Source organism: Nocardia sp. NPDC004860 (genome assembly GCF_040609015.1).
In the GTDB taxonomy this organism is placed as follows: Bacteria; Actinomycetota; Actinomycetes; order Mycobacteriales; family Mycobacteriaceae; genus Nocardia.
The window spans coordinates 77,789-104,138 of record NZ_JBEXJI010000006.1; the positions used below are offsets into that span (position 1 = coordinate 77,789).

At 63.7% G+C, this 26,350-nt stretch carries 26 protein-coding genes and 1 pseudogene; 16 read left to right on the forward strand and 11 right to left on the reverse strand.

The features are described from left to right. Nucleotides 1-145 precede the first annotated feature (145 nt). From ABZV44_RS14880 to ABZV44_RS14895, 4 genes are all read left to right on the forward strand, one after another. Entirely contained in the window at nt 146-727 is a 582-nt protein-coding gene (locus ABZV44_RS14880) for a hypothetical protein (RefSeq protein WP_354836156.1), read from the forward strand. A gap of 6 nt (nt 728-733) precedes the next feature. Beyond that, nucleotides 734-2,047 (forward strand): hypothetical protein, encoded by a 1,314-nt coding sequence (locus ABZV44_RS14885; protein WP_354836158.1) that lies wholly within the window; start codon nt 734-736, stop codon nt 2,045-2,047. Nucleotides 2,048-2,416: 369 nt separating this feature from the next. Further along, nucleotides 2,417-3,241 carry a Dam family site-specific DNA-(adenine-N6)-methyltransferase gene (locus ABZV44_RS14890; RefSeq protein WP_354836160.1) on the forward strand — a complete coding sequence of 275 codons (825 nt, stop codon included), beginning with the start codon at nt 2,417-2,419 and terminating at the stop codon, nt 3,239-3,241. A gap of 29 nt (nt 3,242-3,270) precedes the next feature. Next, entirely contained in the window at nt 3,271-5,547 is a 2,277-nt protein-coding gene (locus ABZV44_RS14895; RefSeq protein WP_354836162.1) for a DGQHR domain-containing protein, read from the forward strand. Between the two features lie 59 nt (nt 5,548-5,606). Here ABZV44_RS14895 and ABZV44_RS14900 read toward each other — a convergent pair whose 3' ends face one another. Together ABZV44_RS14900 and ABZV44_RS14905 are read right to left on the reverse strand one after the other, a co-directional pair. Then, nucleotides 5,607-6,227 (reverse strand): DUF2637 domain-containing protein, encoded by a 621-nt coding sequence (locus ABZV44_RS14900; protein WP_354836164.1) that lies wholly within the window; start codon nt 6,225-6,227, stop codon nt 5,607-5,609. Nucleotides 6,228-6,364: 137 nt separating this feature from the next. Then, nucleotides 6,365-6,639 (reverse strand): annotated as a pseudogene (locus tag ABZV44_RS14905) (tyrosine-type recombinase/integrase); the annotation flags it as partial. 370 nt (nt 6,640-7,009) lie between these two features. Here ABZV44_RS14905 and ABZV44_RS14910 point away from each other — a divergent pair. The 5 genes from ABZV44_RS14910 (at nt 7,010) to ABZV44_RS14930 (ending at nt 11,413) form a co-directional block, all read left to right on the forward strand. Then, nucleotides 7,010-7,207, forward strand: a complete 198-nt coding sequence (locus ABZV44_RS14910) for a hypothetical protein (RefSeq protein WP_354836166.1) — start codon at nt 7,010-7,012, stop codon at nt 7,205-7,207. A gap of 293 nt (nt 7,208-7,500) precedes the next feature. Continuing rightward, nucleotides 7,501-7,686: a hypothetical protein gene (locus ABZV44_RS14915; RefSeq protein WP_354836168.1), complete on the forward strand. Its 186-nt coding sequence runs from the start codon at nt 7,501-7,503 to the stop codon at nt 7,684-7,686. Between the two features lie 401 nt (nt 7,687-8,087). Continuing rightward, nucleotides 8,088-8,939 (forward strand): LLM class flavin-dependent oxidoreductase, encoded by an 852-nt coding sequence (locus ABZV44_RS14920; protein ID WP_354836170.1) that lies wholly within the window; start codon nt 8,088-8,090, stop codon nt 8,937-8,939. 302 nt (nt 8,940-9,241) lie between these two features. Next, the gene (locus tag ABZV44_RS14925; RefSeq protein WP_354836172.1) at nt 9,242-9,895 is read left to right on the forward strand and encodes a TetR/AcrR family transcriptional regulator; all 654 of its coding nucleotides are present in this window, start codon (nt 9,242-9,244) and stop codon (nt 9,893-9,895) included. Nucleotides 9,896-10,033: 138 nt separating this feature from the next. Then, entirely contained in the window at nt 10,034-11,413 is a 1,380-nt protein-coding gene (locus ABZV44_RS14930) for an FAD-dependent oxidoreductase (RefSeq protein WP_354836174.1), read from the forward strand. A gap of 292 nt (nt 11,414-11,705) precedes the next feature. Here the strand turns inward: ABZV44_RS14930 and ABZV44_RS14935 are convergent, their stop codons facing one another. Next, nucleotides 11,706-12,164 (reverse strand): enoyl-CoA hydratase-related protein, encoded by a 459-nt coding sequence (locus tag ABZV44_RS14935; RefSeq protein WP_354836176.1) that lies wholly within the window; start codon nt 12,162-12,164, stop codon nt 11,706-11,708. A 428-nt stretch (nt 12,165-12,592) separates the two neighbouring features. Here ABZV44_RS14935 and ABZV44_RS14940 point away from each other — a divergent pair, with 428 nt between their 5' ends. The 4 genes from ABZV44_RS14940 (at nt 12,593) to ABZV44_RS14955 (ending at nt 14,362) form a co-directional block, all read left to right on the forward strand. After that, complete coding sequence (locus tag ABZV44_RS14940) at nt 12,593-12,922, forward strand: PadR family transcriptional regulator (protein WP_354836178.1); 330 nt, start codon at nt 12,593-12,595, stop codon at nt 12,920-12,922. A 2-nt stretch (nt 12,923-12,924) separates the two neighbouring features. Next, the gene (locus tag ABZV44_RS14945) at nt 12,925-13,287 is read left to right on the forward strand and encodes a DUF1048 domain-containing protein (RefSeq protein ID WP_354836180.1); all 363 of its coding nucleotides are present in this window, start codon (nt 12,925-12,927) and stop codon (nt 13,285-13,287) included. Between the two features lie 29 nt (nt 13,288-13,316). Continuing rightward, complete coding sequence (locus ABZV44_RS14950; RefSeq protein ID WP_354836182.1) at nt 13,317-13,892, forward strand: dihydrofolate reductase family protein; 576 nt, start codon at nt 13,317-13,319, stop codon at nt 13,890-13,892. Between the two features lie 263 nt (nt 13,893-14,155). Beyond that, a complete protein-coding gene (locus tag ABZV44_RS14955; protein WP_354836184.1) occupies nt 14,156-14,362 on the forward strand; it encodes a hypothetical protein in 207 nt (68 codons plus the stop codon). Between the two features lie 237 nt (nt 14,363-14,599). Here the strand turns inward: ABZV44_RS14955 and ABZV44_RS14960 are convergent, their stop codons facing one another. From ABZV44_RS14960 to ABZV44_RS14970, 3 genes are all read right to left on the reverse strand, one after another. Next, nucleotides 14,600-16,504 (reverse strand): potassium transporter Kup, encoded by a 1,905-nt coding sequence (locus ABZV44_RS14960; protein WP_354836555.1) that lies wholly within the window; start codon nt 16,502-16,504, stop codon nt 14,600-14,602. A gap of 261 nt (nt 16,505-16,765) precedes the next feature. Continuing rightward, nucleotides 16,766-16,948 (reverse strand): hypothetical protein, encoded by a 183-nt coding sequence (locus tag ABZV44_RS14965; protein ID WP_354836185.1) that lies wholly within the window; start codon nt 16,946-16,948, stop codon nt 16,766-16,768. A gap of 440 nt (nt 16,949-17,388) precedes the next feature. Continuing rightward, on the reverse strand, nt 17,389-18,552 hold the full coding sequence (locus ABZV44_RS14970) for an ATP-binding protein (RefSeq protein ID WP_354836187.1): 1,164 nt from the start codon (nt 18,550-18,552) through the stop codon (nt 17,389-17,391). Nucleotides 18,553-19,241: 689 nt separating this feature from the next. Between ABZV44_RS14970 and ABZV44_RS14975 the strand changes: the two genes are divergently transcribed. Both ABZV44_RS14975 and ABZV44_RS14980 read left to right on the forward strand, forming a co-directional pair. Next, a complete protein-coding gene (locus ABZV44_RS14975) occupies nt 19,242-19,799 on the forward strand; it encodes a sigma-70 family RNA polymerase sigma factor (protein WP_354836189.1) in 558 nt (185 codons plus the stop codon). Further along, nucleotides 19,796-20,104 carry a hypothetical protein gene (locus ABZV44_RS14980; RefSeq protein ID WP_354836191.1) on the forward strand — a complete coding sequence of 103 codons (309 nt, stop codon included), beginning with the start codon at nt 19,796-19,798 and terminating at the stop codon, nt 20,102-20,104. Before ABZV44_RS14975 ends, ABZV44_RS14980 begins: the two co-directional genes overlap by 4 nt. Here the strand turns inward: ABZV44_RS14980 and ABZV44_RS14985 are convergent. From ABZV44_RS14985 to ABZV44_RS15005, 5 genes are all read right to left on the reverse strand, one after another. Then, complete coding sequence (locus ABZV44_RS14985) at nt 20,073-21,266, reverse strand: MFS transporter (RefSeq protein WP_354836193.1); 1,194 nt, start codon at nt 21,264-21,266, stop codon at nt 20,073-20,075. The genes ABZV44_RS14980 and ABZV44_RS14985 overlap by 32 nt on opposite strands. Nucleotides 21,267-21,434: 168 nt before the next feature. After that, nucleotides 21,435-22,244, reverse strand: a complete 810-nt coding sequence (locus tag ABZV44_RS14990; protein ID WP_354836195.1) for an MBL fold metallo-hydrolase — start codon at nt 22,242-22,244, stop codon at nt 21,435-21,437. Beyond that, nucleotides 22,241-23,830, reverse strand: coding sequence for a VOC family protein (locus ABZV44_RS14995; RefSeq protein ID WP_354836197.1), 1,590 nt, complete (start codon nt 23,828-23,830; stop codon nt 22,241-22,243). The genes ABZV44_RS14990 and ABZV44_RS14995 overlap by 4 nt, the downstream gene beginning before the upstream one ends. A 41-nt stretch (nt 23,831-23,871) precedes the next feature. Further along, nucleotides 23,872-24,432, reverse strand: a complete 561-nt coding sequence (locus ABZV44_RS15000; protein ID WP_354836199.1) for an ester cyclase — start codon at nt 24,430-24,432, stop codon at nt 23,872-23,874. A 13-nt stretch (nt 24,433-24,445) separates the two neighbouring features. Beyond that, the gene (locus ABZV44_RS15005; protein ID WP_354836201.1) at nt 24,446-25,555 is read right to left on the reverse strand and encodes a hypothetical protein; all 1,110 of its coding nucleotides are present in this window, start codon (nt 25,553-25,555) and stop codon (nt 24,446-24,448) included. Between the two features lie 94 nt (nt 25,556-25,649). Between ABZV44_RS15005 and ABZV44_RS15010 the strand changes: the two genes are divergently transcribed. Next, nucleotides 25,650-26,345 (forward strand): TetR family transcriptional regulator, encoded by a 696-nt coding sequence (locus tag ABZV44_RS15010; protein ID WP_354836203.1) that lies wholly within the window; start codon nt 25,650-25,652, stop codon nt 26,343-26,345. Nucleotides 26,346-26,350 lie beyond the last annotated feature (5 nt).

Sequence of the window (26,350 nt, forward strand, 5' to 3'; positions counted from 1 at the left end):
CCATCGGCTCATGGTCGAGCAGCATCCACAGCTATTCTCGATTCCGTGGTGGTGGTAGTTCGACCACCCTTGTGACGAGCGCCGAAGTTCTCTGTAACGTGCATTGGGGGTTGGACGGATGGGGCCACGCGAGCCTGGTTTGCCGGTGGAGTTCGTTACTGCTGTCGCTGCCCAGGCTGCTCCGGGCTCGGCTGTCGCGACGTTTGCGGCGCAGCAGGCGAGATCGTTGCCTGCCAGCCGCGATCGAGGGCGCTTGTTGTCGGCGTTGCTGTCTGTTGCGTTTCGCGATGTAGCCCCAGATTGGCTACTGAAGGTGGCTGTCGACCAGGCGCTGACCGGCGCAGATGAACATTGGATAGGTCCAGATATCGACCTCGCCGCGACCGCTCTGACCCATCCAGATTGTGAGGTCAACTTCCGTGACGATGCATTGCAGCAGTGCACTGACGGCCAACTGGCGAATCTCGGAGCAGCATGCAGGCCAGCAACTCTCACGGCTGCTGTAGCCGTCGAGTTGCGCCGCAGATCCCCAGATCCGATGCCGATGACGCGTCAGCTGCTGGATCAACCGACGCCGGCGCAGAAGGTCTTGAGCACCGAGCGGCTTGCCGATCTGGTGTTCGACGTCGCGTTCGAATTACTTCCAACCCACCCCCATCCCGATCGAGATGACAACGCAGACTTCGAGAGCTGGCACGCGCACTTCCGCGATCGGCGCAGCGCGTAGGAGGCGATGTGGACCACTGTCCTGAAGCGCCAGTCTGACCGGCACGCAGAACTCGTGGACCGAACTGAGGATGACCCGGCCAATGACGTCATCCGCTCACAACTGCTCCGCAACATGCCCTGGATGGTTGAGCCCACGCTGCTCAAAGACTTGGCCGCGGTTGACCTTGACGGCTTCCACACCGCTGTACTGACCACCGACCTGTGCCGTGAGCTCCGCGACGGTGCCTCGATCGAGGCGGTACGAAATCGGTTTGCTAACCGAATTGATCAGCTATCTTCCCGCGGTCGTCGTCTGGTAGAGATGTACTTCGACGAGGGCGTGATGGATCCGAAGTGGGGTTGCAACGAAGCAACGAGGTGGGCGTCCCGCGCTGTGGAGGGCAACTGGCGGCTGATACTCAATCCTGCTGAGGCCAAGCCCCACTATGGAGAACCGTATTCTTGGCGGGCTTCCTCGACCGATCTCGGGATTCTTGGCCGCACCTTCGCAGAAACGACCGTATCGGCGCTCATGATGTGGGAGCCGGATTCGGATCGACTGGCTGGGGATGCGCCGTTACTGCGTTGGGTGGCCGAAGTCCTGACCCATCTGCCGCGTATCTCTGACGATGTGAAAGATGTTGTCCGTCCTATCGTCGAATCCGCGCGCGAGGCCGTCCGGGCTTCGTCGTTCAGTGTCCGCTATCACCACACAGATCGTGGCACACTTGAGAAGCTTGTCGCCAGGATTGAGAAGATCGCCGCCGAGCCCGCACCGGATATCTCATCCCGCAGGTCAGCTTTGGGAGATCCGGCCCAGGTCACCCGCCGCGAACTTGCAGAGGTCCCTGCCGACGTCCTGATCAGTTACCTCGATCGCCATACCGGCGACGATCTTCTGATTGAGAAGGCGCTCTTGGCTGTCGCATCGCTTCCGAATCCAGGCCCGCGGCCCCAGTTTGGCGACGTACTCGGTCGCCACTCCGACCCGGACGCGGCGGTTCTCGGCCTCACCTACGATCTGAGGCGCAGGCTCGGCGGTAACCCGCCAGCCCGTGAGCAATGGGCACGAGAAGTCCTAGCCCTACCGAACTGTGCTCCGAATGTCATCCGCGCTCTGCCAGCCTGGACCGCCCTAAAACTCAGTAACGGCTATGGCAGTGCATACCCCGAGATCATCGACGTGGTCACCAACGTCCTCGGCGACGAGACCGCATCTTGGAAGCGATTGGCCGCCAGCCCTATCAGCTATACGGGACCGGCCGCGTGGCTGCGCCTCGGTGACGTTCTCGACGCTGCACGTTCCGGCACGGACTGGCCACCACCACCATCGAGGTAATCCGTGAGCATCGCGGGCTAGCAGGTGCGACATTCGTGACCCAAAATCTCATGTCCGGCGTTCAAGACAAAGAAGTGCCACCGATTTGAGACAAGCGGGTTTGTTAAGAGGGCGTTAGAGAGTGCCGTCCAACAAATAAAACCGACTGTTAGGTATATATTGCCTGCAACTGCGAGATTACGAAACAGTACGGTCACATCCGGGAGCGCATGCCCACACCTCGAACTGTCAACCGACTGACGACTCGTGCCAATCGCTGAGCGGACACTTCCTGACTTCAGTTTTCTTGCTAGCGTTTGAACACACTATGGCCATAGGGGTCGAGATGGCGTCAGCGAGATTCGGCTGACTAGCGATGAGGGGGGCAGCGTGCACCAGTCTGCGTACAGTGAACCGATCCTGCGTTGGGCTGGAGGAAAGCGCTGGCTACTGCCTACCATTAAGTCCGTTCTGGGGAATGTCGTTGTAAACAATTATCACGAGCCTTTTCTTGGCGGTGCTGCGGTATTTCTGGGGACCTCATATTCGGGCCAGGCGTTTCTTTCCGATATCAACGCGGAGTTGATCGAAGTATACGAGTGCATCCGAGATGATTACGAAAGTGTGTTTGACATACTGGAAGGTCACGTAAACACCCCTGAGCATTACTATCAAACTCGGAGCGAGGTGCCGGATGCGCCGATTGAGCGCGCCGCTAGGTTCATCTACCTGAACCATACATCGTTTAACGGTATTTATAGAGTAAACCTTTCGGGGACGTATAATGTCCCGTACGGTAGCCGAAAGAGTATTAATCTTCCCGCACTGGACACCTTGAAATCTATTTCAGCGCGCCTTCAGCACGCAAAGCTCGAGGCCCGCGATTTTGAGCACTGTATTGAAAATGTCGAGCCTGGCGATCTCGTGTTCTTGGATCCCCCCTATACGGTCGCTCATAATAATAATGGTTTCGTGAAGTACAATCAGAAACTATTCTCATGGGCCGATCAATGTCGGCTCAGTAACCTGATAGATAAAATCAAGAGGGCAAACGCCTACTATATATTATCCAACGCTGCACATGATTCGATAGCCGAACTATTTGAAAAAGGTGACCAGCGGGTTGTAACACAGCGGAAGAATGCTGTTGGTGGAGCATCATCCTCGAGGGGATACGCGTCAGAATACCTGTTCACCAACGTGGGGCGGGCATGACTAAAGGCGATTCCAGTAGTCGAAACGACGTGCAGAAGTACCTGATTCCTTTCAAGAACATACCTGCGGAGGTACGCCGCAGGTTCGCGCAGTATCACATCAAATCCGTCCCAGCTTCCGCCGTCGCCGATCTCGAAAGTGATGGTTGGCTAAAAGAAAAGTCAATGAAGACCGCGGTCAAGATGAGAAAGCCAAAGACCGCATGCGAGCGCTTTGTTGACCGCACTTGGGCAACATTTGCCAAGCTGGGCTTCACCTACATGAGTAATTCTTTGGGTGGTACACCATGGCTGGCGGACAACAGTCCGCGGGACCTCGATATATTTGCGGCAGATGACGAGGTCGCGCTTGTCATCCTCTGCCGCTATTTCGAAGAAGGTAAAACCCAGAGCTTTAGGGCTGACATTGATTTCCTGCAAGCCCAACGCAATAGGATCATCAGCCGTATAAGGACCGAGTTCCCTGGTCGCAAGATCAGGTTCATCTTGGCTGCCGGAAACTGCGACGTATCGGCTCAGACGTTGACGACACTTGAAAACGCTCAGATTTCCTATATGGATGAGGACATTCTCGAATACTACAGAGACCTCACAGGGCATCTCGGTAAGGCTGCCAAGTATCAATTGCTCGGCAGTCTATTCGCGAATCAGAAGATTCCTGAACTTGAACCGCGTGTCTCCGCGATAGAAGCACGCATGGGTGGACACACCTACTACTCGTTCGTAATCGAGCCGGAAAGGCTCCTGAAAATAGCGTATATCCTGCATCGAACCAAGGCGAATCAAGGCTTGATGCCAACCTATCAGAGGCTAATCCGTCGGCCACGCCTCGCAGCCGTATCAAAATTCGTCGAAGGTGGCGGATTCTTTCCCAACTGCCTGATCTTGAATATTGATTCCGGCAGGCGGGGCGGCGTGCGGTTCGATATACATGGGGGCCAAGTACCTGATTCTAAGAGCCGCACGGGGACGTTATACCTGCCACAAACATATCGTGCGGCATACGTTATTGATGGCCAACATAGGCTGTACGGATACGCCAATTCGAAGCGAGCTGGATCGGATCTCATTCCAGTCGTGGCCTTTGTGGACCTCGACCGCGCAGAGCAGGTGAGGATATTCATGCAGATCAACGAGCATCAGCAGGCAGTGCCGAAGAATCTCCGCAACACTCTGAATGCTGACCTTCTATCTGATTCTCCGAATCTTCGAGACAAAGTTCGCTCACTCGTGCTACAAGTGGCTCAACAACTCGGCGAAACAAAACCGTCGCCACTATACGGGCGAGTTCTAGTTGGCGAGAGCGTTCGGTCGCCGATTCGATGCATAACCATAGATGCAATCAAACGCGGGATCGAACGCGCAAATTATCTCGGTGTCTTCGGAAGATCCGACGTGGTTCACGTTGGGACTTTCTATGTCGGGACAAATGAAGAAACCGTTGCGCGATTGGTTGAGTTTCTTGAACTTTGTTTTGATTACATCAAGGGCGGGCTTAGGAGTCAATGGGATCTTGGCAGCGCGGAGGGTGGGTTTGTATTCATAAACATTGGAGTTGAGTCGCTACTGAGAATATTCAGTGACGCGGTTGACCATATAATTGGCGACCGCGATACTACGCAAGTATCAAGTCATCCCTCGAAGGTATTCGAAGAAATAAAATTCCTGCTCGATCCAATGATTAGCCATCTTCAAGGCCTTTCTCCCGAAGAGCGATCGGAGTATCGGAAGCAGTACGGTTCAGGTGGCAGCACTCGCTACTGGCGCCGATTGCAGATCGCCATTCATGCTGAAGTTCCAGAATTCAACCCTCCCGGGCTTGCCGAGTACATCAAAGATGAAACGAAGCAGTTCAATAATGAATCTTCCGACATGGTGAGGGAGCTTGAGCATTTCCTAAAGAGTGACATTAGGGGCCGTCTTGAAGATGAATTCGGCAATGAGTGGTTCAAACGAGGGGTGCCGAGGGCCGTTCAGAGCGAGGCTGGAAAAATGGCCGTCGAGAAGAATCTGGAGCGGGGCACCGAAGATGCGGTAGAGGCCTGGGATTGCCTGTACCTTCTGGACTACCAGAAGATTCTTACAAATGATCATGCCAGGTGGGTGAGTTTGTTTGAGAAGCGGTACACGAAACCCGGTGATGAGCGGTCTCGTGGATCGTGGAAAGATCGGACTAAATGGTTACAGAAGCTAAACGTCATTAGGAATGAGTTGTTTCATGGAGGATCGGTGAAAGAAGACGACTACGAATTTCTTATCACATTGAAGACTTGGCTAGTTGAAGGCAAGGTGGACAACGATCTGTAACCACTAAAGCGAGATACGGAGAGGCCCCGTCGCGCCGTGCGCTGGGGCTCTCGTTGGCGTCAGTAACTCGAAGGGTTTTCATCGGCTGGAGGTCTCGCACTCAACGTGCGCCACCGTCGCAGGACTCGCCGTCCGTAATTGTTCGTTCCAGCAATGCGATCCAATTCCGCCCACATCTTCTGCTCGGCGGTCAAGGTAACTCCCGAGCGAGACGCGGTATCGGTCGATTCTGGACGGCCGTGGTCTCGAGTCTCGGATGCGGGTCTCGTCTCGCAGCCGCTCTCGGCGCGGCGCTGGCGGAGGGCTCGGTTGAGCAGTTCGACTGACAGCAGCAACGCCAGCGGCGGGCACCCCGCCACTACCAATCCGAGCCCACTCACTAGCGGCGCGCTGGCGAGGTTCGCGCACAACGACAATCCGACCCCAAACAGGAACGCCAGCCATGCAACCCGCCGATGTCGACCGGCTCGGGTCTGCCAGAGTTCGATCGTGGCGACGGTCATCATGCCGTCCACGATCAGCGGCCAGATCCCGGCCGTGGCCTCACCTGCCCCGAACCGCAGCGCGAACATGCGCCCGTGCCGGTATGAGACGTAAGCCGCGCCCAGGCACACCAACGCCACGCACGCGCACTGTACCCACAACCCGCGGCCCTGCTGATCCCGGTAGTCGGTGGCCATTACCGATCACCACCCACGGCCACGCGACGGGTACCCACCGGCTTGATCCGGATCTCCGGTCCGTCGGCGGTCAGGGTGTTCGGGTTGTGGAGCGTCAGGCCCACATAACGAAAAGCCGCCCGTCACCTCGGAAGAGATCACGGGCGGTTTGCGTTTTCGGAGCTATTCGGATTGGTGATCGCCGGTTCCCGTCCGCAGTGCATCCGCAGCTTTCGCAAGTGCGGACCGCGCGGCAGGTCGAGAGCATCCGCAACGGATTCGAGGCCGTCCGGAAACAGGTCGGCGCAGGCGTCCAGGGTCATCGCAGCGGACTTGTGACCGAGAATGGTCTGCACCGCCTTGGGTTCGCGCCGGCGCTGATCGCCAGAGACGCGGCCGTGTGTCCGAGGTCGTGAGGGCTGATGCATGGGAAACGCTCTGTCGCCCGGGTGTCTCCCTGCCTGTCCCCCTCATCAATCAAGAAGACAGCGAGACGATGGCGGCTGTCTCCTCGGTGGGCCCTGAGTCTGGCTGACACCACCCGCATGCCGACCTGGGTTCCGAGGCGAGAAGCCGCAGGCGTGAATACCCGGAGTGCATCTGTGGCCGAAGGCGTTGCTGGTCGCTGAGGTGTTCGCGCAAGGGGGCCTCGGATCCGGCCTGCGCGCCCGGGACCGTCTGCAAGAAGTGACCGGGGCCGGACCTGGTCGCTGAAACGTCGGGCCGAAACGGGGTTCTCGGGCAGGGGTTAGGCAGTATCTTGCGAAGCGCAACTGTTTCACATCAAGTATCGGGGAATACTCATGCGTCGCATCCTTGCCCTCGTCGTGCTCACCGCCGCGGCCCTCACCGCCGGAATGGGTTCGGCCGCAGCCGAATCGCCGTCGACCGGTTCGGCCGCGGGTTCGGCCGGGTCTGTCGTCAATGTCATCTGCGCGGTGGTCAAAGTGATCCAGCCCTCAGCCTGCACGGTCTCGATTCCCGAGAACAACGGGGGGTAAATGAGTCCACGCCTACGGGAGGATCGCCGATTCGCTCGGCCCGGCGGTAGTGAGGCGGGGGTGGAACCAAGCCCGAAGGCATGGCGCCAGAAGGCTCAGGATCCGAAGGCCGCCCGCCGGGCCGTCATCGGCTACCGCAAGGCCTTGGAGGATTCACGCATCGTCGTCGCGGCCCCCGTTCGCGTGTCCCAACTCGCGCGACGTCTATCTGAAAATGATGTCAGTCAGACCCGATAGGCTGCGTCAATCCCCTTGATATATAGGGATTTTCGACCACCGAGAAGGACGTGATGATGAAGACACGAAACCGTCGGGCGGGCATTGGAATCGCCGGATTCGTGGCATTGGCCAGTGTTGTCGGCGTCGGTTCGCCGATGGCATCGGCCGATACATCCAACAACGGTCTCTCGATTTCGGGGAACACGTACTACGTCAATCAGGCCTATACGATCACGGCAACCGCCGATCTCCTCCTGTAGCCCTCTCTCCCAACCCCCCTCCGTGACTTCTGTGCCCACGTCGCATCGCTGGAAGTATCCCTGGCGGCTGAATCGGAAAGGCGTCACCGCACCGCCGCTGGTTCGTCACCCCGGCGACCGTTTCGTCCGTCACGTTCGAGACTCCTACGACCACCTGATATCGGAGCGTCAGCGTCTCCTGCCCGTCCGTCCCGGCAACCAATAGCCTGCCCCTACTTCCCCGGCATCTCCTGCCGAGACTGGAAGTTCGACGAGCCCGCGGGACGAACCTCAACGCCGTCCTTCCCCATCCGCGACCAGATCGAACGACACGTTCACGCGCTACGAGGGTCACCGTGCACTGACGCGGCTGGCATGATCGCGGGGTGGACCTACGATTCGGTATTCAGTTGGCGCCGACGGTGACCGAGCTACCTCAGCTGCGCGCGATGGCCAGGGTGGCGGACCGGGAAGGCCTGGATCTGCTCGGCATCCAGGATCATCCGTACTCGGGCGGGCTGGCCGACACTTTCGCGGTGATCGCCACCGTGCTGGCGGAAACCGAACGGCTGCGGGTGTTTCCGGATGTGGCGAGCCTGCCACTGCGCGGGCCCGCGATGCTCGGGAAGCAGGCTGCGACCTTGGATCTCCTCAGCGGCGGACGGTTCGAACTCGCCTTGGGCGCGGGCGCTTTCTGGCCGGCGATCGGCGCCATGGGCGGCCCGATGCGGTCGAATCCCGAAGCGCTGCAGGCGCTCGAGGAGGCCACCGCGATCATTCGGGCGATGTGGCATCCGGGGACGAAGGCGAAAGTCGAAGGCACGCACTACACCGTGAAGGGCGTGCAGTCCGGACCCGCGCCCGCGCATCCGGTCGGGATCTGGTTCGGCAGCGTCGGCCCCAAGGCCAACGCGCTCACCGGGCGCATCGCCGACGGCTGGGCGGCGCCCATCCCGCATTACCTCCCGTACGAGAAATGGCAAGCGACACAGGACATCATCTCTGCCGCCGCCATCGACGCGGGACGTAAACCGGGCGACATCACACGGATGGCACAGCTCGTCGGAACGATCACCGACACTCCGGGGCCGGTCACGCTCCGCGGCGAGGAACCGATTCGCACCGACGCTGCGGGCTGGGCCCGCATTCTGGCCGATCTCGCCACGGAAACCGGCTTCGACACCTTCGTGTACTGGCCGGAGTCCGCCGACGATACCCAACTTCACCGCTGGATCGGTGACGTCGTTCCTTCCACCCGCGCCTTGTGCGCCTGACCATCCAAGGTGCGCCGATTCGAGTAGGTTCGCATCAGCTCCACTCTCGAACGATCGCCCGTGACCTCGGCAGAGGTCGCGGGCGATCGTCGTTTTCGATCTGTTCGAGCAGAACTCAGCGAATCGCACTCCGATCCCGGAGGTCGTCGGCGACCCGATGGAATTCATCGAGCCACAACACCGACATCGGGCATGGTTCCTCCGCCAAAAGTCGGTCGTTTGTCCGACTGTAAGATAGGTCGCGTCGAGGTAGCGTGCAAGAGTTGTGCGAAGTTCGTCGGCCGGCGGAGCGAGGAGAACCCGTGGTTTACGTCAAAGCGTCCGAACGCGAGGAGCAGATCGTCGCGGCGGCCATCACCACGCTCAGCGAATTGGGCGTGCCGGCCACTACGCTGCGCGCGGTCGCCGCGCAGGCCGGGCTCGCGCTCGGGACGCTGCACTATGTGTTCCCTACCAAGGACAAACTGCTGCGCGCGGTCATCACCACGCTCATCCGCGACATCTCCGAGGCCCTGCGGGCGGAACTCGAACTCGACAAGGGCGTCGAGCACGCCCTTCGGCACGGCGTGACCAGCTTCTGGGAAAGGTTGGTGCGCAACCAGATCGGACTGCAGATCATGCAGTACGAACTGATGGCGTACTCCGTGCGCAGCGACGCGGGCGGCAGCCTCGCGCAGCTGCAGTTCGAGCGCTACAGCTCGGTCGTCACCGAGTTCTGCGAGCAGGCCGCCCAGGCCGCGGGCGAACGGTGTGCCGTCGGTTTCGACACGCTCGGACGCCTGGCGCTGGCCCAGGTCGACGGGCTGATCCTGCAATACATCTCCAGGCCGGATGACGACCGAGCCCGGCGGGACCTGAACCAGGCTCTGGACATGCTCGTCCTGTTCGCCGACCCACAGCCGGTGGCACGGAGTACCGCGCGGCGAACGAGCGCGACCGACACCGACGCCTCATAGCTGTTCGCTGCTTCCGCTCCACCACCTATTGCGTCCTGGGTCACACTCGACCTATCGTAACTCGTACGGTTGTCCGACTTAGTTCGTGAGGATTCCCTGTCCTCGGTCGGCCCGGTTCGCCATCTGGAGTGAGACGAAATGACCCAACAGAATCCGCATGACCTGCCCGGCCTTCGGGACCCCGCACGGACCGTCACGGTTGCCGTCATCGGCGCGGGGATAGCCGGTCTCATCGCGGCTCGCGAGTTGCACCGACGGGGCATCGACGTCATCGTGCTCGAATCCGCGGCGCGGGCCGGCGGGCGGATGATGGCCGAGACCACCGCGCTCGGTTCGAGAGTCGACCTCGGCGGCCAGTGGATCGGGCACGGGCATCATCGTTTCGAAGACCTCGCCGCAGAGTTCGGCACGACCGTCTTCGCGATGCACACCCCCAAGCGGCCCAAGATCGTCGACGGCGACAAGACCATCAAGAACTTCGGGGCGTCGGCCGCGACCGTCACTGTGGTCCTGCTGGCCTGGGAAATCGCGACGCGCCTGGGCCTTCCTCGAGCACAGACCACCCGGAGCGTGCAGTCATGGCTGCGGCGAGTACCGGGTCGGCGAGCGCGCCGACTGCTGGAAGTCCTTGTCTCGGTGTCCACTACCGCCGACCTCGACCGTTACTCGATGCGCGCGTTCCTGGAGATGGTTCGATTCCAAGGCGGACTCACCACCATGCTCTCCACGGCGGGCGGCGCGCAGGACAGCCTCGTCGCCGAGGGGGCTGGGACACTGGCCGAACGACTGGCCGCCGACCTCGACGGCAGGGTGGTGTTCAACAGCGCGGTGACGGCGTCGCACCGCGACGAAACCGGCGTGACCATCCACTCCGCTTCCGGGACATACCGCGCCGCCAAGGTGATCGTGACCGTCCCGCCACCGATGGCTGCTCTCATCGAACACACTCCCCCGTTGCCCGTCGCACGAAATCTCCTGCAGGACACCACCTATATGGGTTCGGTGTACAAGGCGATCGCCGTCTACGATCGCCCGTTCTGGCGCGAGAACGGCCACGCCGAATCGTTGATGCTCTCCGATCCCGGCATGGCGGTATTCGATACCTCGGCGCCCGGCGGGCCTGGCCATCTCTGCGTTCTCATCGCGGGCCCCGAGGCGCGAGGGCTCGATGATCTCACCGCCGACGCGCGCCGCGCATTGATACTCGGCGCCATTGCCGCACAGCTGGGCTCCGACGTGCTCATACCAAGAGGCTGGCACGAAAAGTCTTGGCACCAGGACCGATACGTCGGCGGTGGTTACACGGCTCTACCCGTCATCGGTCACGACGAGGGGTACTTTCCGGCATGCGCAGCACCGGTGGGCAACATCCACTGGGCCGGCAGCGAGACCGCGAGCGAACACGCCGGATACATCGAGGGAGCAATCGAATCCGGCGAACGGGTCGCAAGGGAGATCGCCGAAATACTCTCCGCCACACGCGGAGACGACGCAACCAGCTCCCCGACCAGTTCGTGACCACCGCCCCGCCCTCACGCGAGAAACCTCGACAACGGCGAACATCGCCCGCCAGCGAACATCTCGAAGTTCGCCGCCGACATCGAACGCATCGCCAACGACGGCCTCGTCGACGAACTTTTGGCCCAGTAGCAACAGCTGCTCGTCCTGCATGGCGCTCTTCATCGTTGGCTCGCCTCGTTTCTGGGTCATTCCGGGACTCCACCCGGCCGGATCGGAGCCGGACCGCACCAGTTGTTGCGGGCTCTCCCGGCTGTTGTACTCGAGCCGATCGCGAGTTGGGTGTCCTCTTTCATCGACCGGTGAATTGGGCCGGGCGACGTTCGATGAACGACAACATGCCTTCCTTGGCGTCGTCGCTGACCGAGATGCGCCGTAATTGGTCGCGGATCGCGTCACCGGCGGCGACCTCACCGTCGGTCAGCGCGAGGTGGGCAGAGGCCAAGGTGGTTTGGATACCGAGCAGGACCTGCGCACTGATCCGGTGAGCCAATTCGATTGCGCGGGTGAGTTGCCGGCCGGTCTCGACAACCTCTTGAACCCGTCCCAACCGCAGCGCCTGGCCGGCGTCGAACGGATCTCCGGTCAGCAGCCAGCGCATCGCGTTGCCCCAGCCGGCTTCGCGTGGCAGCCGGTAGGTGGCGCCGCCGAGAGGGAAGATCCCTGGTTGCACTTCCATCTGAGCGAATTGGGCGTTGGCTGCGGCAATTCGGATGTCGGCTGCCAACAGCAGCTCGATTCCGATGGTCATCCCACTCGCCGAGCGAGGTCCTCGGCGACGACCGACCGATGGTCATCGGCCACCAAGCGTGACAGTCATCCAGGCAACGCGCGGTCGGTGGCCATCAGGCCAGCGAGTGTCCGACCGTCCGGTGCCATGCGCCCACCGACACGATGAGCTCGGCAGAACGATGCAGAGGAAATCTCATCGCCCACAGCACCGCCATCACCACCAAGAATCCCCAGGTCGATGAGCTGGGGATTCTTGCGTTTCACACCCCTTGCCCGGGGCTGGTCGTCGAGTACTGAAAAGGCTGGCGTCGGGTCGGCGACTGGCCGGAACGGGAATTTCCAGTAGCCCATGGGTTTACAGGCCTTCGGCAAGGACTGCTTGCGGTTTCACTACTCAGCGTTACTATCTACTAGTAGTCAGCAACACAGAGTAGTAGGAGGTGATCCGTGGGCAAGCAGATGACGGAGCTGCTCAAGGGCACATTGGAAGGCATTGTGCTGGCGATCCTGTCCGTGCGGTCGGCGTACGGGTACGAGATCACGGCGTGGCTGCGGGAGCAGGGGTTCTCCGATATCGCCGAGGGCACCATCTACGCCCTGCTGATCAGGATCGAGAAGAAGGGCCTGGTCGACGTCGAGAAGGTCGCCTCGGAGAAGGGGCCGCCACGCAAGGTGTTCACCCTCAATGCGCAGGGGCGGGACTATCTCGACGAGTTCCGCAGGAGCTGGAACTTCCTTTCCGAACGGCTCGAACAACTCCACGAAGGCGGCAAATAGTCATGGATATCTCGAAATTCACCGCGAAGGTGATCGGCGACCTCGGCGACAAGCGACGGTGGCGGCAGTACAAGGAACGCGCACGGCGGCTGCCGGTGAACTACCGCACGGCAATCGACGCGTTCGAGCGATACCTGATGGTGTACGGGCCGGGCGGCAGCGTCGCCATGTTCGAGGACCTCGCCGATCTTTTCGAACAGAGCGCGGCCGATCGCACCCCGATCAGGGAGGTCGTCGGCGACGACCCGGTGGAATTCATCGAGACGTTCGCGCGGAACTACCAGGAGGACGCGTGGGTCAACCGCGAACGGAAGCGGCTGGTCGACGCCATCGAGCGCGCCATGGGCGACGACACCGGCAGCTGACCATCGCAGCCTGAAGGGAGAGCAACCCGATGGGGAAGATCGTTCATGTCGTCCACCAGTCGCTGGACGGCTACGTAGAAGGGCCGAATGGTGAATTCTACTGGCCCACCATGGATTCCGACGTCGACGCGTATTGGCGCGGACTCGCCGACACGGCGGGGACCTTCCTCTACGGCCGGGTCACCTGGGACTTCATGTCCGAGTACTGGCCCCGGGCCGAGCAATGCGCATTCCATCCCGGCGACGCCGACTTCGCGCCGGTCTGGCTGGCCAAGCCGAAGGCCGTGGTGTCGCGCACGCTCGACAGTGCGCCGTGGAATACTCGCGTGTTCTCCGACTTCGGGTCCCTGGCCGCTGCGGCGGGTCGCGAGCAGGGGGACTTCCTCCTGTGTGGTGGATCCGAACTCGCGTCGTCGTTGACTCGCGACGGATTGATCGACGAGTACCACATTTTCGTGCACCCGGTCCTGTTCGGCGGCGGCAAGCCCGTTTTCACCGATGTGAATGTCGGTGCGGCACTGCGATTGACCGAATCGCGGGTACTGGACAAACAAGTCGTCCTGCTGCGCCACGAACGGCTCGAGACATCGAATTCACCGGGATGACCAGCGCGACCCAACCGATCAACGCCACGCGGAACGCAGCGTGGTCGAATGGTCGACCGGGCGGGCCCCACCGCTGATGCGGTCCACTAGTGCGGGGTCATGGCGGACTCGACGGTACCGTGATTCGCTTCGAATGCGCCGACGCCGCTAAAAAATCGAAAATTTTGTGCGCGGGTCGGTGATGGAATCGTCAAGAGCCACGGGGCGCCTTCCGGGTGGATATCCAATGGGAGCTCAGGTCATGTCGAAGCTGGAGGCAGGTTATGGGCATCATCGGCAGGGAAGTCTGCCTGTCGTCGTTCCATGTGCAATGGTCGCCGGCGGAGGAGGTGTACATCGCGCGCTCCGACCAGCACCCCGGTCTCGCCGCTCGCGATGAGTGGTCCTCCCTCGCCGCCGTCGACACCCTGATCGATCTGATCGAACGCCGAGGGCGGCACCAGGATTGGTCGGGGCGGCCCGCCGCGTGAGATACGCCGGCCCCGGCTCCTATCTCGAGTTCGATCGTCGGTGGGAGCTGTTGCGGACGAACCTGTGGTTCGTGCCGACGCTCGAAGTGCTGACGGCGGTGGGCTGTTCGTCCTAACCTATGCCCTCGCGCTGCGCGCACTGTCCCGCGGTGAACGACACGTTCACCGCACTGACCTTTAACGAAAACACTGGACATCCTGGGGGCTTAGGCAGGCCCCAGCGGACGTCGGACCGGCCTACACCTCGATCTGCGAGCCCATGATGACCGTGCGTTCCCGGGGAAGGCCGAAGTATTCGGCGGCGTCGGCGGTGATGTGGCTGGTGGCGATGAACAGGCGTTTGCGCCAACGGGCCATGGTGGGTTCAGGGCCGGGGCGGAGTTCGATGGTGGACAGGAAATAGGAAGCCCCGGCCAAGTCCAGGGGGCCTTCGGTTTCGGCGGGGTCGAGCAATGCGAGTGCGGCTGGGACGTCGGGGGTTTCCATGTAGCCGTAGCGGGCGGTGACGTGGATGATGCCGTCCTCGCGGTAGTCCAGGTGGTCGATGGTGATGCGCTGGTCGACCGGAACCCGCGGGACCGGTTCGGTTTTGATCGACAGGAATACGACCTGCTGGTGCCGTACATGGTTGTGCTCGACGTTGGCGCGCATGGCCAGGGGAGCGGTTTCCTTGCCGCGGTTGAGGAATACCGCGGTGCCGGGGACGGTGACCGTTGCCGGCTTGCCCTCCTGCAAATGGTCGATGAACACGCGCAGTGATCCTTCACGCTGTTCGCGTTCGGCCGTGACGATCTCCCGGCCGCGCTGCCAGGTGGTCATGATGGTGAACGCGGTCAGGCCGATCAGTAGCGGCAGCCAGGCGCCGTGCACGAGCTTGGTGAGGTTCGCCGCGACGAACAGCAGGTCGACGATCAGCAGCGGGGTCGCGGCGAGCGCGATCAGCCACATCGGCGTATGCCATTTCGCCCGTGCGACATAGAAGAACAGCAGGGTGGTGATGGTGATGGTGCCGGTCACCGCCATACCGAAGGCGAAGGCCAGTGCGGCCGAGCTGCGGAACGCGAACACCAGCGTCAGGACCGACACCATCAGCAGCCAGTTGATCCACGGCACGTAGATCTGCCCGATGGTCGATTCGGAGGTGTGCGCGATCCGCAGCCGCGGTAGGTAGCCGAGCTGAGCGGCTTGGGCGGCAACGGAATACGCGCCGGTGATCACCGCCTGTGAGGCGATGACAGTGGCGGCGGTGGCGAGTATGACCATCGGCAGTCGTCCCCAGCCGGGGACGAGCAGGAAGAACGGGGCGCTGGCATTGGCGGGGTCGTCGAGGATCAGTGCCCCCTGTCCCAGGTAGCTGAGCGCGCACGCCGGGAAGACGAGGAACAGCCAGCCGCGGGTGATGGCGCGCCGGCCGAAATGCCCCATGTCGGCGTAGAGCGCCTCGGCGCCGGTGACCGCGAGCACGACCGCGGCGAGTGCGAAGAACGCGATTCCGAAGTGGCCGAACAGGAATCCGAGCGCATAGGTGGGTGAGAGCGCCTTCAGGATTTCCGGATGCGTGGCGATGCCGGTGACGCCCAGTGCGCCGATGGTCACGAACCACACGATCATCACGGGCCCGAACATGCGGCCCACCGCCGCGGTGCCGCGCCGCTGTACGAGGAACAGCCCGATGATGATCACCGCCGTGATCGGCACGACCAGCTCCGCGAGCGAGGGCTGCACCACCTTCAGACCCTCGACGGCCGACAGCACCGAGATCGCCGGGGTGATCATGCTGTCGCCGAAGAACAGTGACGCACCGAAGATTCCGAGCGCCGACAGCGCGAGCGCGGTACGCCGCCCGCCCGGCGCGACCCAGCGCCGCAGCAGCGTGATGAGCGCCATGATGCCGCCCTCGCCCTCGTTGTCGGCACGCATCGCCAGCAGGACGTAGGTGACGGTGACGATGATCATGACCGACCAGAACACCAGCGACACGACACCGAACACATTGTCGCGGCTCACCGGAACCGGATGCGGGTCACCGGGATCGAACACCGTTTGCAGGGTGTAGATCGGGCTGGTGCCGATATCGCCGAACACCACACCGAGCGCACCGACGATGACCGCCAGCCGGGCCGTGTCGTGCGCGGCGGATATGCCCGGTGTCGACTGCGTCGCGGGGGTGTCACCCGTTGCCCCCGTAGGTCGCTGCTCGGTCACAGTGGTACCTCCTCCGAGCGGGCGGCCGTGCGGATGCCCGCGAATCGTGCCGGACGTTACCGGCTCGCAGGCACAACGTCCGACACGCCCTCATCCCAGCGCGGCAGTCACCACTGCAACGGCCGAAACGGGTCTCGGCCAATGCGATGTCAGGCGCGAGACGTCGCGGCAAGCCCTCCCCCCTGCTGCGGCGCAAGCTCAGCACTCGGCCGGCGGCTCTTCCCAGGACCGAGTGATGCTCTGCAAGCCGGCCACCATCGTGAGGAGCACGCCCCGCACCGGCACAAATCTCCGCAGAAGCGCTGTATTGCAACCGGATTCGGAAAGCATGTCGAGGATCTCGACGACATGGCGATGGGTTGCCGGCTCGTCCATCCGCATCGGGTCATCGTGATCGCCGGCCAATCGAACCATCTCCTCGTTGCCCGGAAATCCTCCGGACGGAAGATGGAAGATAGGCGCGTCCGGACGGTGACAACAGCTGCCTTGACGCACCCTTGGCGCTGTCGACCTGCTTCTTTGCAAGATCTATACGACCTGACGACGAAGCCGCCGCGGCCCATTCGAGACCGCGAACATACCGCCGGACGCGAGGCCGTTCTGGCCTGCACCACCACCCGCTGACCCTCTACCGCCACACTCTCCATCACCAGCGGCAGCAATCCCGAAAAGGCAAGCCCAACAACGTCATCCACCTCAACCACCGAGGCATCATGCCGTCAACCAGCCCCGATCACCACCGTAAGTGCGCCCGAGCCGTTGATCCGAGAGTCCCCTTCCTGACGGTATCGGTGAAATTCGTTGCCGGCGTTTCGATCTGATCAGCGCACGGGGTGAGGAACTTCCCATAGGGCGCTGACCGGCATTGCGAGCATCTTCGGACCGAAGGGCAATGTTTGTTGACCTGTGTGGAGCACGATGCCGGCGAGGAAGTCATCACCGAGGCGCTCGGCGAGGTGGCGGAGGTGACGGAAGTCGTCCGGTGCCACGGTGGAGGCTGCTTTCACTTCGATGCCGACGACTTCGCCGCGTCGGTTCTCGAGGACGGCATCGACTTCGACCTGGTCCTTGGTGCGGTAGTGGTACATCTCGACATCCTCCGAGGACCAAGTGCGTTGGCGTGCGAGTTCCATCAATACGAAGCCCTCGAGTAGTGGACCGAATCGGCCATTGGGGCGCAGCATGTTTCGGACGTCAGCTCCGACGAGGTTCGCTGCAATGCCGGAGTCGACGAAGGCTACCTTCGGTGTCATCGTCGCGCGGCTGCTCAGGTTTCGGGACCATGCCGGTATTCGTTTGATGAGGTAGACCTCTTCGAGCAGCGTCAGATAGCGTTTGACTGTCGAGGCACCGAGGGCGAGGTCGTTGCTGAGCGTGGTCTTCGCGAGTAGTTGTCCGGAGCGGAAAGCGACCAGTTGTAGCAGTGCGCGCATCTCGGAGGTGCGCTCGATCTCTGAGAGCTGGCGGATGTCACGGGTGATCAGGTCGCCGACGTAGGAGTCGAAGAAAGCTCGCCGGCGCTTGTCGGTGCTACGCGCGATCGCTTCCGGGAAGCCACCGCGGACGATCCGCTCGGCGTAGTCGGCTCGCGACACCGTTGTGGAGTGGCGCACCTTGTCGCCGTGGGTGAAGACCGCGTCGATGAAGGCATCGGGTGTGCCGTCTATCTCGCCTTGAGAAAACGGCCACAATTCGATTGTCTCCATACGACCGACCAGAGTGTCCGGCAGTGCTCGTAGTCCGAGCACGCGCGCGGAGCCCGTCAGCAGATATTGGCCCGGGCGCGGATCTGCGTCCACTTGCGCCTTGATCGCCAGCAATAGCTCGGGTGCCCGCTGGATCTCGTCCACCACCATCAGGATCGGCGAGTCGGCGAACCCGTCCGGGTCGTTGAGTGCGGCCTGCCTGGTCAGAGCGATATCAAGGTCACGCCATTCTGCGTCGTGGCCCTCGCGGCGAGCCGGACGAGGGTGCTCTTGCCGCATTGCCTCGCTCCATTGACGAGGACGACGCGAGTGTCGGCCAGTGCGTCGGCGACCGCCACTTCAGCACGTCGGGGGACGACTGGTCCATGTCGGGTCTGCATGGTCATACACTCCGTCCGCCCATCCGCGCCGCGTGGCCGCAGTCGCGCTCAGCGCCTGATCATAATCAGTTTTCGTCCAGCAGGTGGTTGATTGGTCGCAGCATGGCTGGTTGATTGGTCGCAAAGTTAGTGGTTGATTCGTCGCTATCTGGGTGGTTGATTCGTCGCGATGGATCCGATGGATTGGTCGCTACCTTCCACCGAACTATTCCGGCGATCCCCGGTTCCGACGTCGCCGACAGTGACAACGACCCCGGACATGAGTGGGGCGGACTGGCCGGGCTACTGGTCGCAGGGTTCCAACGCTTCGTAACCCGAGAGTATGGCCACGGATCCAGCAACGACTGGACAACCAGCGGGAGCGGCGGGAGCGGCGGCGGCGCTGAGACTCGTGGCCCCTCGGCATGGATGGGTCGAATCGGGTGGGTGGTGAATCCTTTTCGCGGTTGGTTGCTCTTATGGGGGTGCGGGCATCGAGGTCGGCACGTGGAGGAAGGGTTCTCATGACCGTAGTGGTGGTTGCCGTGGTTGTTGCGGCTGTGTCGGTTTGTGGTTGCGTGCTGTTCCTGCGTAATCGGAAGCGGTCGCGTGGGTAGGGGCGCGCCGTCCTCGTGGCCTGCGGCGGACATTGTGGTCGCGGCTCAGGGCGGGGATGAGGCGTCGATTGCGGCGTTGGTTTCCGGTGCGCATCCGCATGTGCGGCGGTTCGCGTATTCGCTGTGCGCGAGCAGCCAGGATGCCGAGGATGCGGCGCAGGAGGCGATGATCGTGCTGTATCGCAAGATCGGAACTCTGCGGGCCACCGGTGCGCTGGCCTCCTGGATGTTTCGGATCGTGCGCAACGAATGCTTGCGGCGAGTCGCGGACCTGGCCCGCCGCTCCGAAACGAGTGCCGAGGTGTGCACCGCCTCGGCCGAGGACGACGTGCTGGCCCGGCTGGAGATCGAGCGGGTGGCCGCGGCCATCGCGTCCTTGCCCACCGATCAGCGCCGGGTACTGATCATGCGTGACGTTCAGGGCCTGCCGGGAAGTGTGGTAGCCGAATCGGTCGGGCTGAGCACGGCGGCGATGAAGTCTCGGCTCCACCGTGCCCGCACCACCGTGCGCTCCGAGCTGGATGCCTGGAGGACGGCGGCAGCGGAATGAACAGTCGTACCTCGGGCGAAAGGTCTTTCGCCAGCAAGTCCGTTCCTGCCCATCTGGCACGAGGAGTCATCGGATTCGGGCTGCTCGCCGGATCGGTCGCCCTGGCACCGGTTTTCGGCATACCGAGTCTGCTACTGCTGCCGATCGGTGTCCTGGCCCTGCGCGGCTGTCCCATGTGCTGGGCGATCGGCCTGATCCAGACGATCTCACGAGGACGCCTGCAACGCTCCTGCACCGACGACGCCTGCCACCTGACCCGCGTCGAGGGGAACGTCAGGCGCGGGCCGCGCGCACCGAGACGGTGATCGCGGCCGCGACCACGATCGCGCCGGCGGCGATGAGAGCCGTTGCCGCCCAGCCGAACCAACTCACCGCGGCCGCGCCGAACGCGGTACCCGCACTGCCGCCGACGAAGTACACCAGCATGTACGCGCTGTTGAAACGAGCTGTCGCGGCCGGATCGATGGCGAGCACGGTGCTCTGATTGGCGACCTGCGCGGCGAACAATCCGGCATCGAACAGGCCCAGGCACGCCAGCGTGACAACGGTATTCGACAGGCTCGTCGCGAGAATCACGGTCGCGGCGGCCGCGAGCCCGAGCCCGGCCAGGATCACCCGGCGCGCCCCGACCCGATCGGTCCAGGCCCCGGCGACCCGTGTCGCCACGATGCCGAGCAGTCCGGCGCAGGCGTAGAGCCCGATGCGCTCGGCGGAATACGAGAACGGAGGTTCCGACAGGGCCACCGCCAGACCGGCCCACACCGCACAGAAGGCGAAGAACCACAACGCACCTCGCCCGGCCGCCAGCCGCAACACCGGGAACCGCGCGTACAGCCCCGGCAGACCGCGCAGCAGCCCCAGGTAGCTGGTGCCGGCGTTCCCGGTTTCGGCGGGCAGCACCGCGCGCGCCGAAACCGCTACCACCGCGCAGGCCGCCGCCAGCAGAAGCAGCATGCCGCGCCACCCGATGGCATCGGACAGCCACCCGCCCACGATGCGCCCCGATAGAATTCCCGCCGAGATCCCCGCCGTGACCACGCCCAGCACGGTCGCCCGCCGCGCCGGTTCCGCGAATCGGCCTGCCACCGAACTCAATTGGGCCCCGACCGAGGAGGCGGCCCCGATCACGCCGATGGCGAGGCCGAGCAGCCACGGTGACCCCACCGCCGCCGCCCCGGCCAGCGCCACCCCCAGCGCCCAGAACTGCGCCGCCACCACCGTCCGCGGCGCCACCCGATCCACCAGCGGCACCAGCAGCGCGAGCCCCGCCATGTACCCCACCGGCCCGCACGCCAGCGCTCCCCCGACCTCGGCGAGCGATGCCCCGAACGACCCGGCCACCGCCGCGATGGCCGGCTGCAGCGGATAGATGCTGGCAGTCCCCAACGCGGCCGCGACGGCCATGAACCACACCACCGGCGTCCGCAGGCCCGTAACCCGTTCAACGGCAATCAGTTCCGTTTCCATACTCCCGACGCTACGAACACCCCGCCCGTGCGGCTGGCGAGAATCGGACATCGCCGTCACGCCGGCAGCGGCGTGGTGGCAATGTGTCAGCGCATTCCTTCTACTCTGTTGCGGGGATGTCTGTTTCGCGATGACTGGGGCGTCGGGCAGGTGGTCGGTGACGGCACGTCATCTGCCGGCGTCGGTGTCGATCTGCTGGGCACGGCGCAGCAGGAGGGGGTCGTGGGCATTGATCAGCAGCAGGTCGGGGGACTGTCTGGCCCACAGCTCGGCGAGGCGTTCGTGGTTGGCGCGAACCGCGTTCATGTCGTGTGCGACACAACGTTCCATCGCGGTCAGGGCTCGTGGCACCGGTGTGAGGCCGTCGAGCTGGCCGTGGTGGTAGAAGGAGTCGCCGGCGTGGAAGATCCATCGTTCGCCGGTGTCGACGGCGATGGCGGCGTGGCCGCGGGTGTGGCCGGGCAGGCTGATCATGACGAGGCCGGGGGTGATCTCGGTGAGTTCCTCGGCGGCGGCGAAGCCGTTCCAGGGATCGCCGTCGCCGGGGGTGTGGCAGACCAGGGTCGGGTGGTGGTCGCGGTGGGTGGGCAGGTAGCGGGCCTTCTCGGCGAAACCTGCCGGCTGCCGGGCGGCGTTCGCTTCATCGGCGGTGAGATGCACTCTGGCCCACGGGAAGTCGGCGAGGCCGCCGGTGTGGTCGGCATCGAAGTGGGTCAGCACGATATCGCGGACATCACGCGGGTCGAAGCCGAGACGTTCGAGTTGCCGAATGGCGGACTCGTTCTCGTCGAACCTGGGGCGCACGTAGAAACGTGCCGGTCCGAATCGGGCTGCGGGGTCGGCGGCATCGCGCAGCCCCAGCCCGCTGTCCACCAGCACGAGGCCGGTGCGGGTCTCCAGGAGCAGGACGTGACACACCAAACCTGCGGGGGTGCATGGGGGATGCATGGTGCCGCAGTTGAGGTGGTGGACTTTCATCCCAGCGCCTCGAACATCGCCGTCATGGCTGCGGGATCGCCTCCGATGAGGCCGGCGTCGATGGCCTGGATCGGATTGCTGCCGTCCCAGTTCGCGGCTGCCATCCGGACCAGGTCGAAGACGAGCCGCTTGGTGCCGCCGACATCGGAGATCTCGATGACGGTGCCGGGGTGATGCTCCGTCTCGAGGTAGGCGAATCGGCCGTCGGCGCCACCGATGCGGCCCTCCTGCCCGACGGTGAATCCGGCCGCGAGCGCCCGCTCGTAGAGCTGCTGGTAATCGTCGCTCCAATAGGCGATGTGTTGCACGCCTTCGTGTCCCGCGTCGAGGAAGTCGCGGTACATCGAGGGCGCGTCGTTGACCGGGCTGATCAGCTCGATCTGGATGTCACCGCTGTTGGCGACCGCGACATCCATCACCATCGCCGACGGTTCACCCCGGTAGGTGAAGTCCTCCGGGCGCACACCGCGCAGGAAGAACCACGGACCGATACCGCAGGCGACGAAGTTGCGCATCGATTCCTCGATATCGTGTACCACGTAACCGATTTGGGCGATGCCGCCGAACAGGTTGGCCACCGGGTCGGGGGCCGGCGCCGGACCGGGGTGGGCGTCGGCGAACGACAGGACGATCTTGCCGGTGGCCGCGTTGTCGCGCAGGCGCTGCGCGGCGGCCCGCGCGTCGCCGACCGGGTAGACACTGTCGAGCGTGGGGGTGATCTCCCCGGCGGCGAGCGCGGGCAGGACCCGGTCGGCGAGCGCCCCGACGACATCGGCGAGTTCGGTGCGGGTGCGAATGCTGAAGGTGGTGCCGAGCACTCGCTGACGGCGGAAGGCCAGGGTGTCGAGATCGAGTTCGGTGCCCGCACCGGCGAGCCGGCCGATGCTGATGATCGTGCCGCCGATCGCGGTGGCGGCAGGGAGCTGCGCGAAGAGGCTCCCGCCGACGTGGTCGAGGGTGATGGTCGCGCCCTTGCCGTCGGTGGTCGCGAGCACTACCGCTGCCAGGTCCTCGGCGGTGGTGTCGACCACGACGTCGGCGCCCGCGTGCAGCAGGGCAGGCCGTTTACCCGCGCTGGTCGTGGTGGCGATGACCGTGCCGGCACCGAGGGCCTTGGCGAGCTGGATGCCGATCAGACCGATCGAACTGGCGCCGCCGACGATGAGCACGGTGTCGCCCGGGGTGAAACCCGCCTGGGTGACCAGTGCGTCGTGTTCGGTGATCAGGCCGACGGGCAGGGTCGCCGCGGCGTCGAAACCGAGATTATCGGGGATCGGCACCACCAGACGGGGGTGGCACAGGGCGTAGTCGGCGAAGGCTCCGGCGGTGATGCCCATGACCCGGGTACCGACGGGCAGGTGCGGTGCGAGCAGGCTGGAAGTCTCGACGACTCCGGCGACCTCCAGGCCGGCGACGAAGGGCCCATCGCCCTGCGAAGTGGCGGTGTAGCTGCCGTCGAGGGCGTAGAGGTCGGCACGGTTGAGACCGGCGGCCATGACCTGAATGCGGATGGCGCCCAACTGCTCTGGCAGCTCGCGGTCCTCGCGGACCCACTCGGTTCCCTTGCCGCCGATGAGTGCACGCATTGTGGTCTTCTCCTTGCGTTCGTTCGAGGTCATGGCGGGAGTCAGTCGCCCAGGTCCGGAGGTGTGGTGTTCAGCAGGCGCGGGTCGGGTTCGCCGCCGGTGGTGGCGGCTCCGGCGAGGGCTCGCGCGAGGGTGAGCAGGTCGCGGGGTTTGCGTTTGTCCAGCCCGCCCAGCAGTTGCTTGAGGACGGTGAGCTGGTCGAAATAGATCCGCTCGATCGCCAGGTGCTCGTGCTCGTCGAACACGAAATAGGCCGTCATCCTGGTCCGATGGGCCGACCCGGTGGGCGGGATCTTGCCCAGCGGCCCCAAATGGGTTCCCAGCAGCCAGAATTCGACGATCACGGCGTCGTGGCTGTGGCGCAGGGCGATGATCTCATGGTCCTGGTCGGGGAACGCGACGCGGGTGTCGCGGTAGTAGTCGCGGACCTCGGTGTCGCCGTCGTGGACGACCATCGGTGCGATCAGCTCGTAGTGCGGGTGCGGGAACGTCGACAGCGTGGCGTCCCAGTCCTGGGCCACCTCGTCGTGGAAATGATCGAGGACCAGCTTCTCCCGAGCACGCAGCACGGCTTCGGGCGGCAGGGTGAATCGTGAAGGCATGGTTGGTCTCTCCTCAGCGCTGAGGGCCATGAGTGAGGTGGCCGTGGTGGAAGGTGGGGTGGGTACCCGGGTTGGTCCAGACGCCGGTGAGTTCGCTGGACGGGAAGAACTGCAGAAAACGTGGGTCGGCCTGACTTCGGTCGGCCAGCGTCTTCTCGAGGATGATCGAGTTGTACTGGTCGGCAGTGGTTTCCATGGTGTTGGCGTTGAGCACGATCTCCTGCCGCCATTCCCGCGCCCACCGCGCCAGCCCCGGCAATCGGGAGTGTTCCGGGGTGAGCGCCTCGGCCGCGATCACGTTCTCGCTGCTGACCCAGATCCCGGTCGAGGTGTTGACCACCAGGCTCTGATTGCCGAACACGTGCCCGGGAGTCTTGACCACGGCGACACCGGGCCCGAGGACGACCGAGCCCTCGATGGGCAGGAACGCCTCGGGGGGAACATCCCGGTAGGCGGCGGGCTGGTACCACGGCCGTTGCAGCGGATGCAGCTCGGCCATGCCCGCGAGCTCGTCGCGTTGCACGATGACCTTGGCGTTGGGGAAGATCGCCGCCGGTGTGGTGTCGAGGTCGGTCTGATGGACGGTGGTCCCGATCCAGCGCCGCAGATCCTGGGTGTGGAGATGGTCGAACATCAGATAGTCGACCTCGTCGCGCGCGATGCCCAGGCGCGACAGATGGCCCAGCGCCGTACCGTGCTCGGTGACCATGCGCCGCTCGATCATCGCCGGGGTCCGCTGGGAGAGATTGTCGAAATACGGTGTGTAGCGGCCGAGTTCGACGTCGGAGGGCTCGAACAGCAGGGTGCGGGTGCGTCCGCCGGAGTCGTGCCAGCGGATCACGAGCATCCGGTTGGTGATCGACAGGAACGGTGCGATCGCCCGCGAGGCGCGGAACAGACCGAACCGAGTCGGGTACGGCAGGGTCACCAGATCGCAGGTGGTGATGCTGTCGGGGGTGCCGGTGCCCGGGAATTCGCGACGGAACGCCTGTGCCTGTTCACGAGCGACCCGCAGCCGTGCGCCAGGACCGCCCTCGACGTGCGCGAGATCGGTGAAAGTGTCGATACGGGTTCCAACGGCCGGTAGATCGACCACATCGGAAGTGCCCCAGGGGAAACGCATGCCGGACTCCAATATCCACAGCGTGGGTTTTATGCAGTCGTGACAATATACCCACAGTGTGGATTTAATCAAGGGTGTGCGGCAGAATGGCCGCATGACCAGCCCAGCCCCCTCGACGCGCCGGGGACGGCCCCCGAAAGGGTCCGGCCAGCTCACCCGGGCGGGGATCGTCGCTGCGACCCTCACGGTGATCGACGGCGACGGTATCGACGCTGTCGGAATGCGCGCGGTCGCACGCGAGCTCGGTGTCGATCCGAAGAGCCTGTACAACTACGTGGACGGCAAGGACGGGCTGCTCGATGCGGTGGCCGAACATCTGCTGGGCTCGATCGAGCTGCCCGCCCGTCGCGGTGATCTCCGTGGTGACCTGCGGGCCATCGCGGAGGCGTTCCGCGATCGGGCTCTGCTGCATCCCGCGGCCGCCGCGCTGGTGCTCACGCGGCAATTGGCATCGGTGGAGGGCCTGGCACCGATCCAGGCCGTCCTGGAAGCACTGCTCGCCGCAGGCTGCGATCCGCGGGAAGCGGTCCATCTGATGCGGACGATGGTGGCCGCCCTGATCGGTACCCTGCTGCGCGAAGTCAACGCCGGTCCCACCTACGGAACCAGCGACATCGCCGGGATCGCCGCGCGCCAGGCGACGCTCGAACAGTCGGGACTGCCCGCCGTCGCGGAAGCCGCTCCCTACCTGGCGCGATTCGACAAGCAGGAGGAATTCGACTACACGATCGATCTGGCGCTCGACGCGGTCATCGCCCGCATCGACGGTCCGGCGCGGAGCTCCCGGTAGCCGGC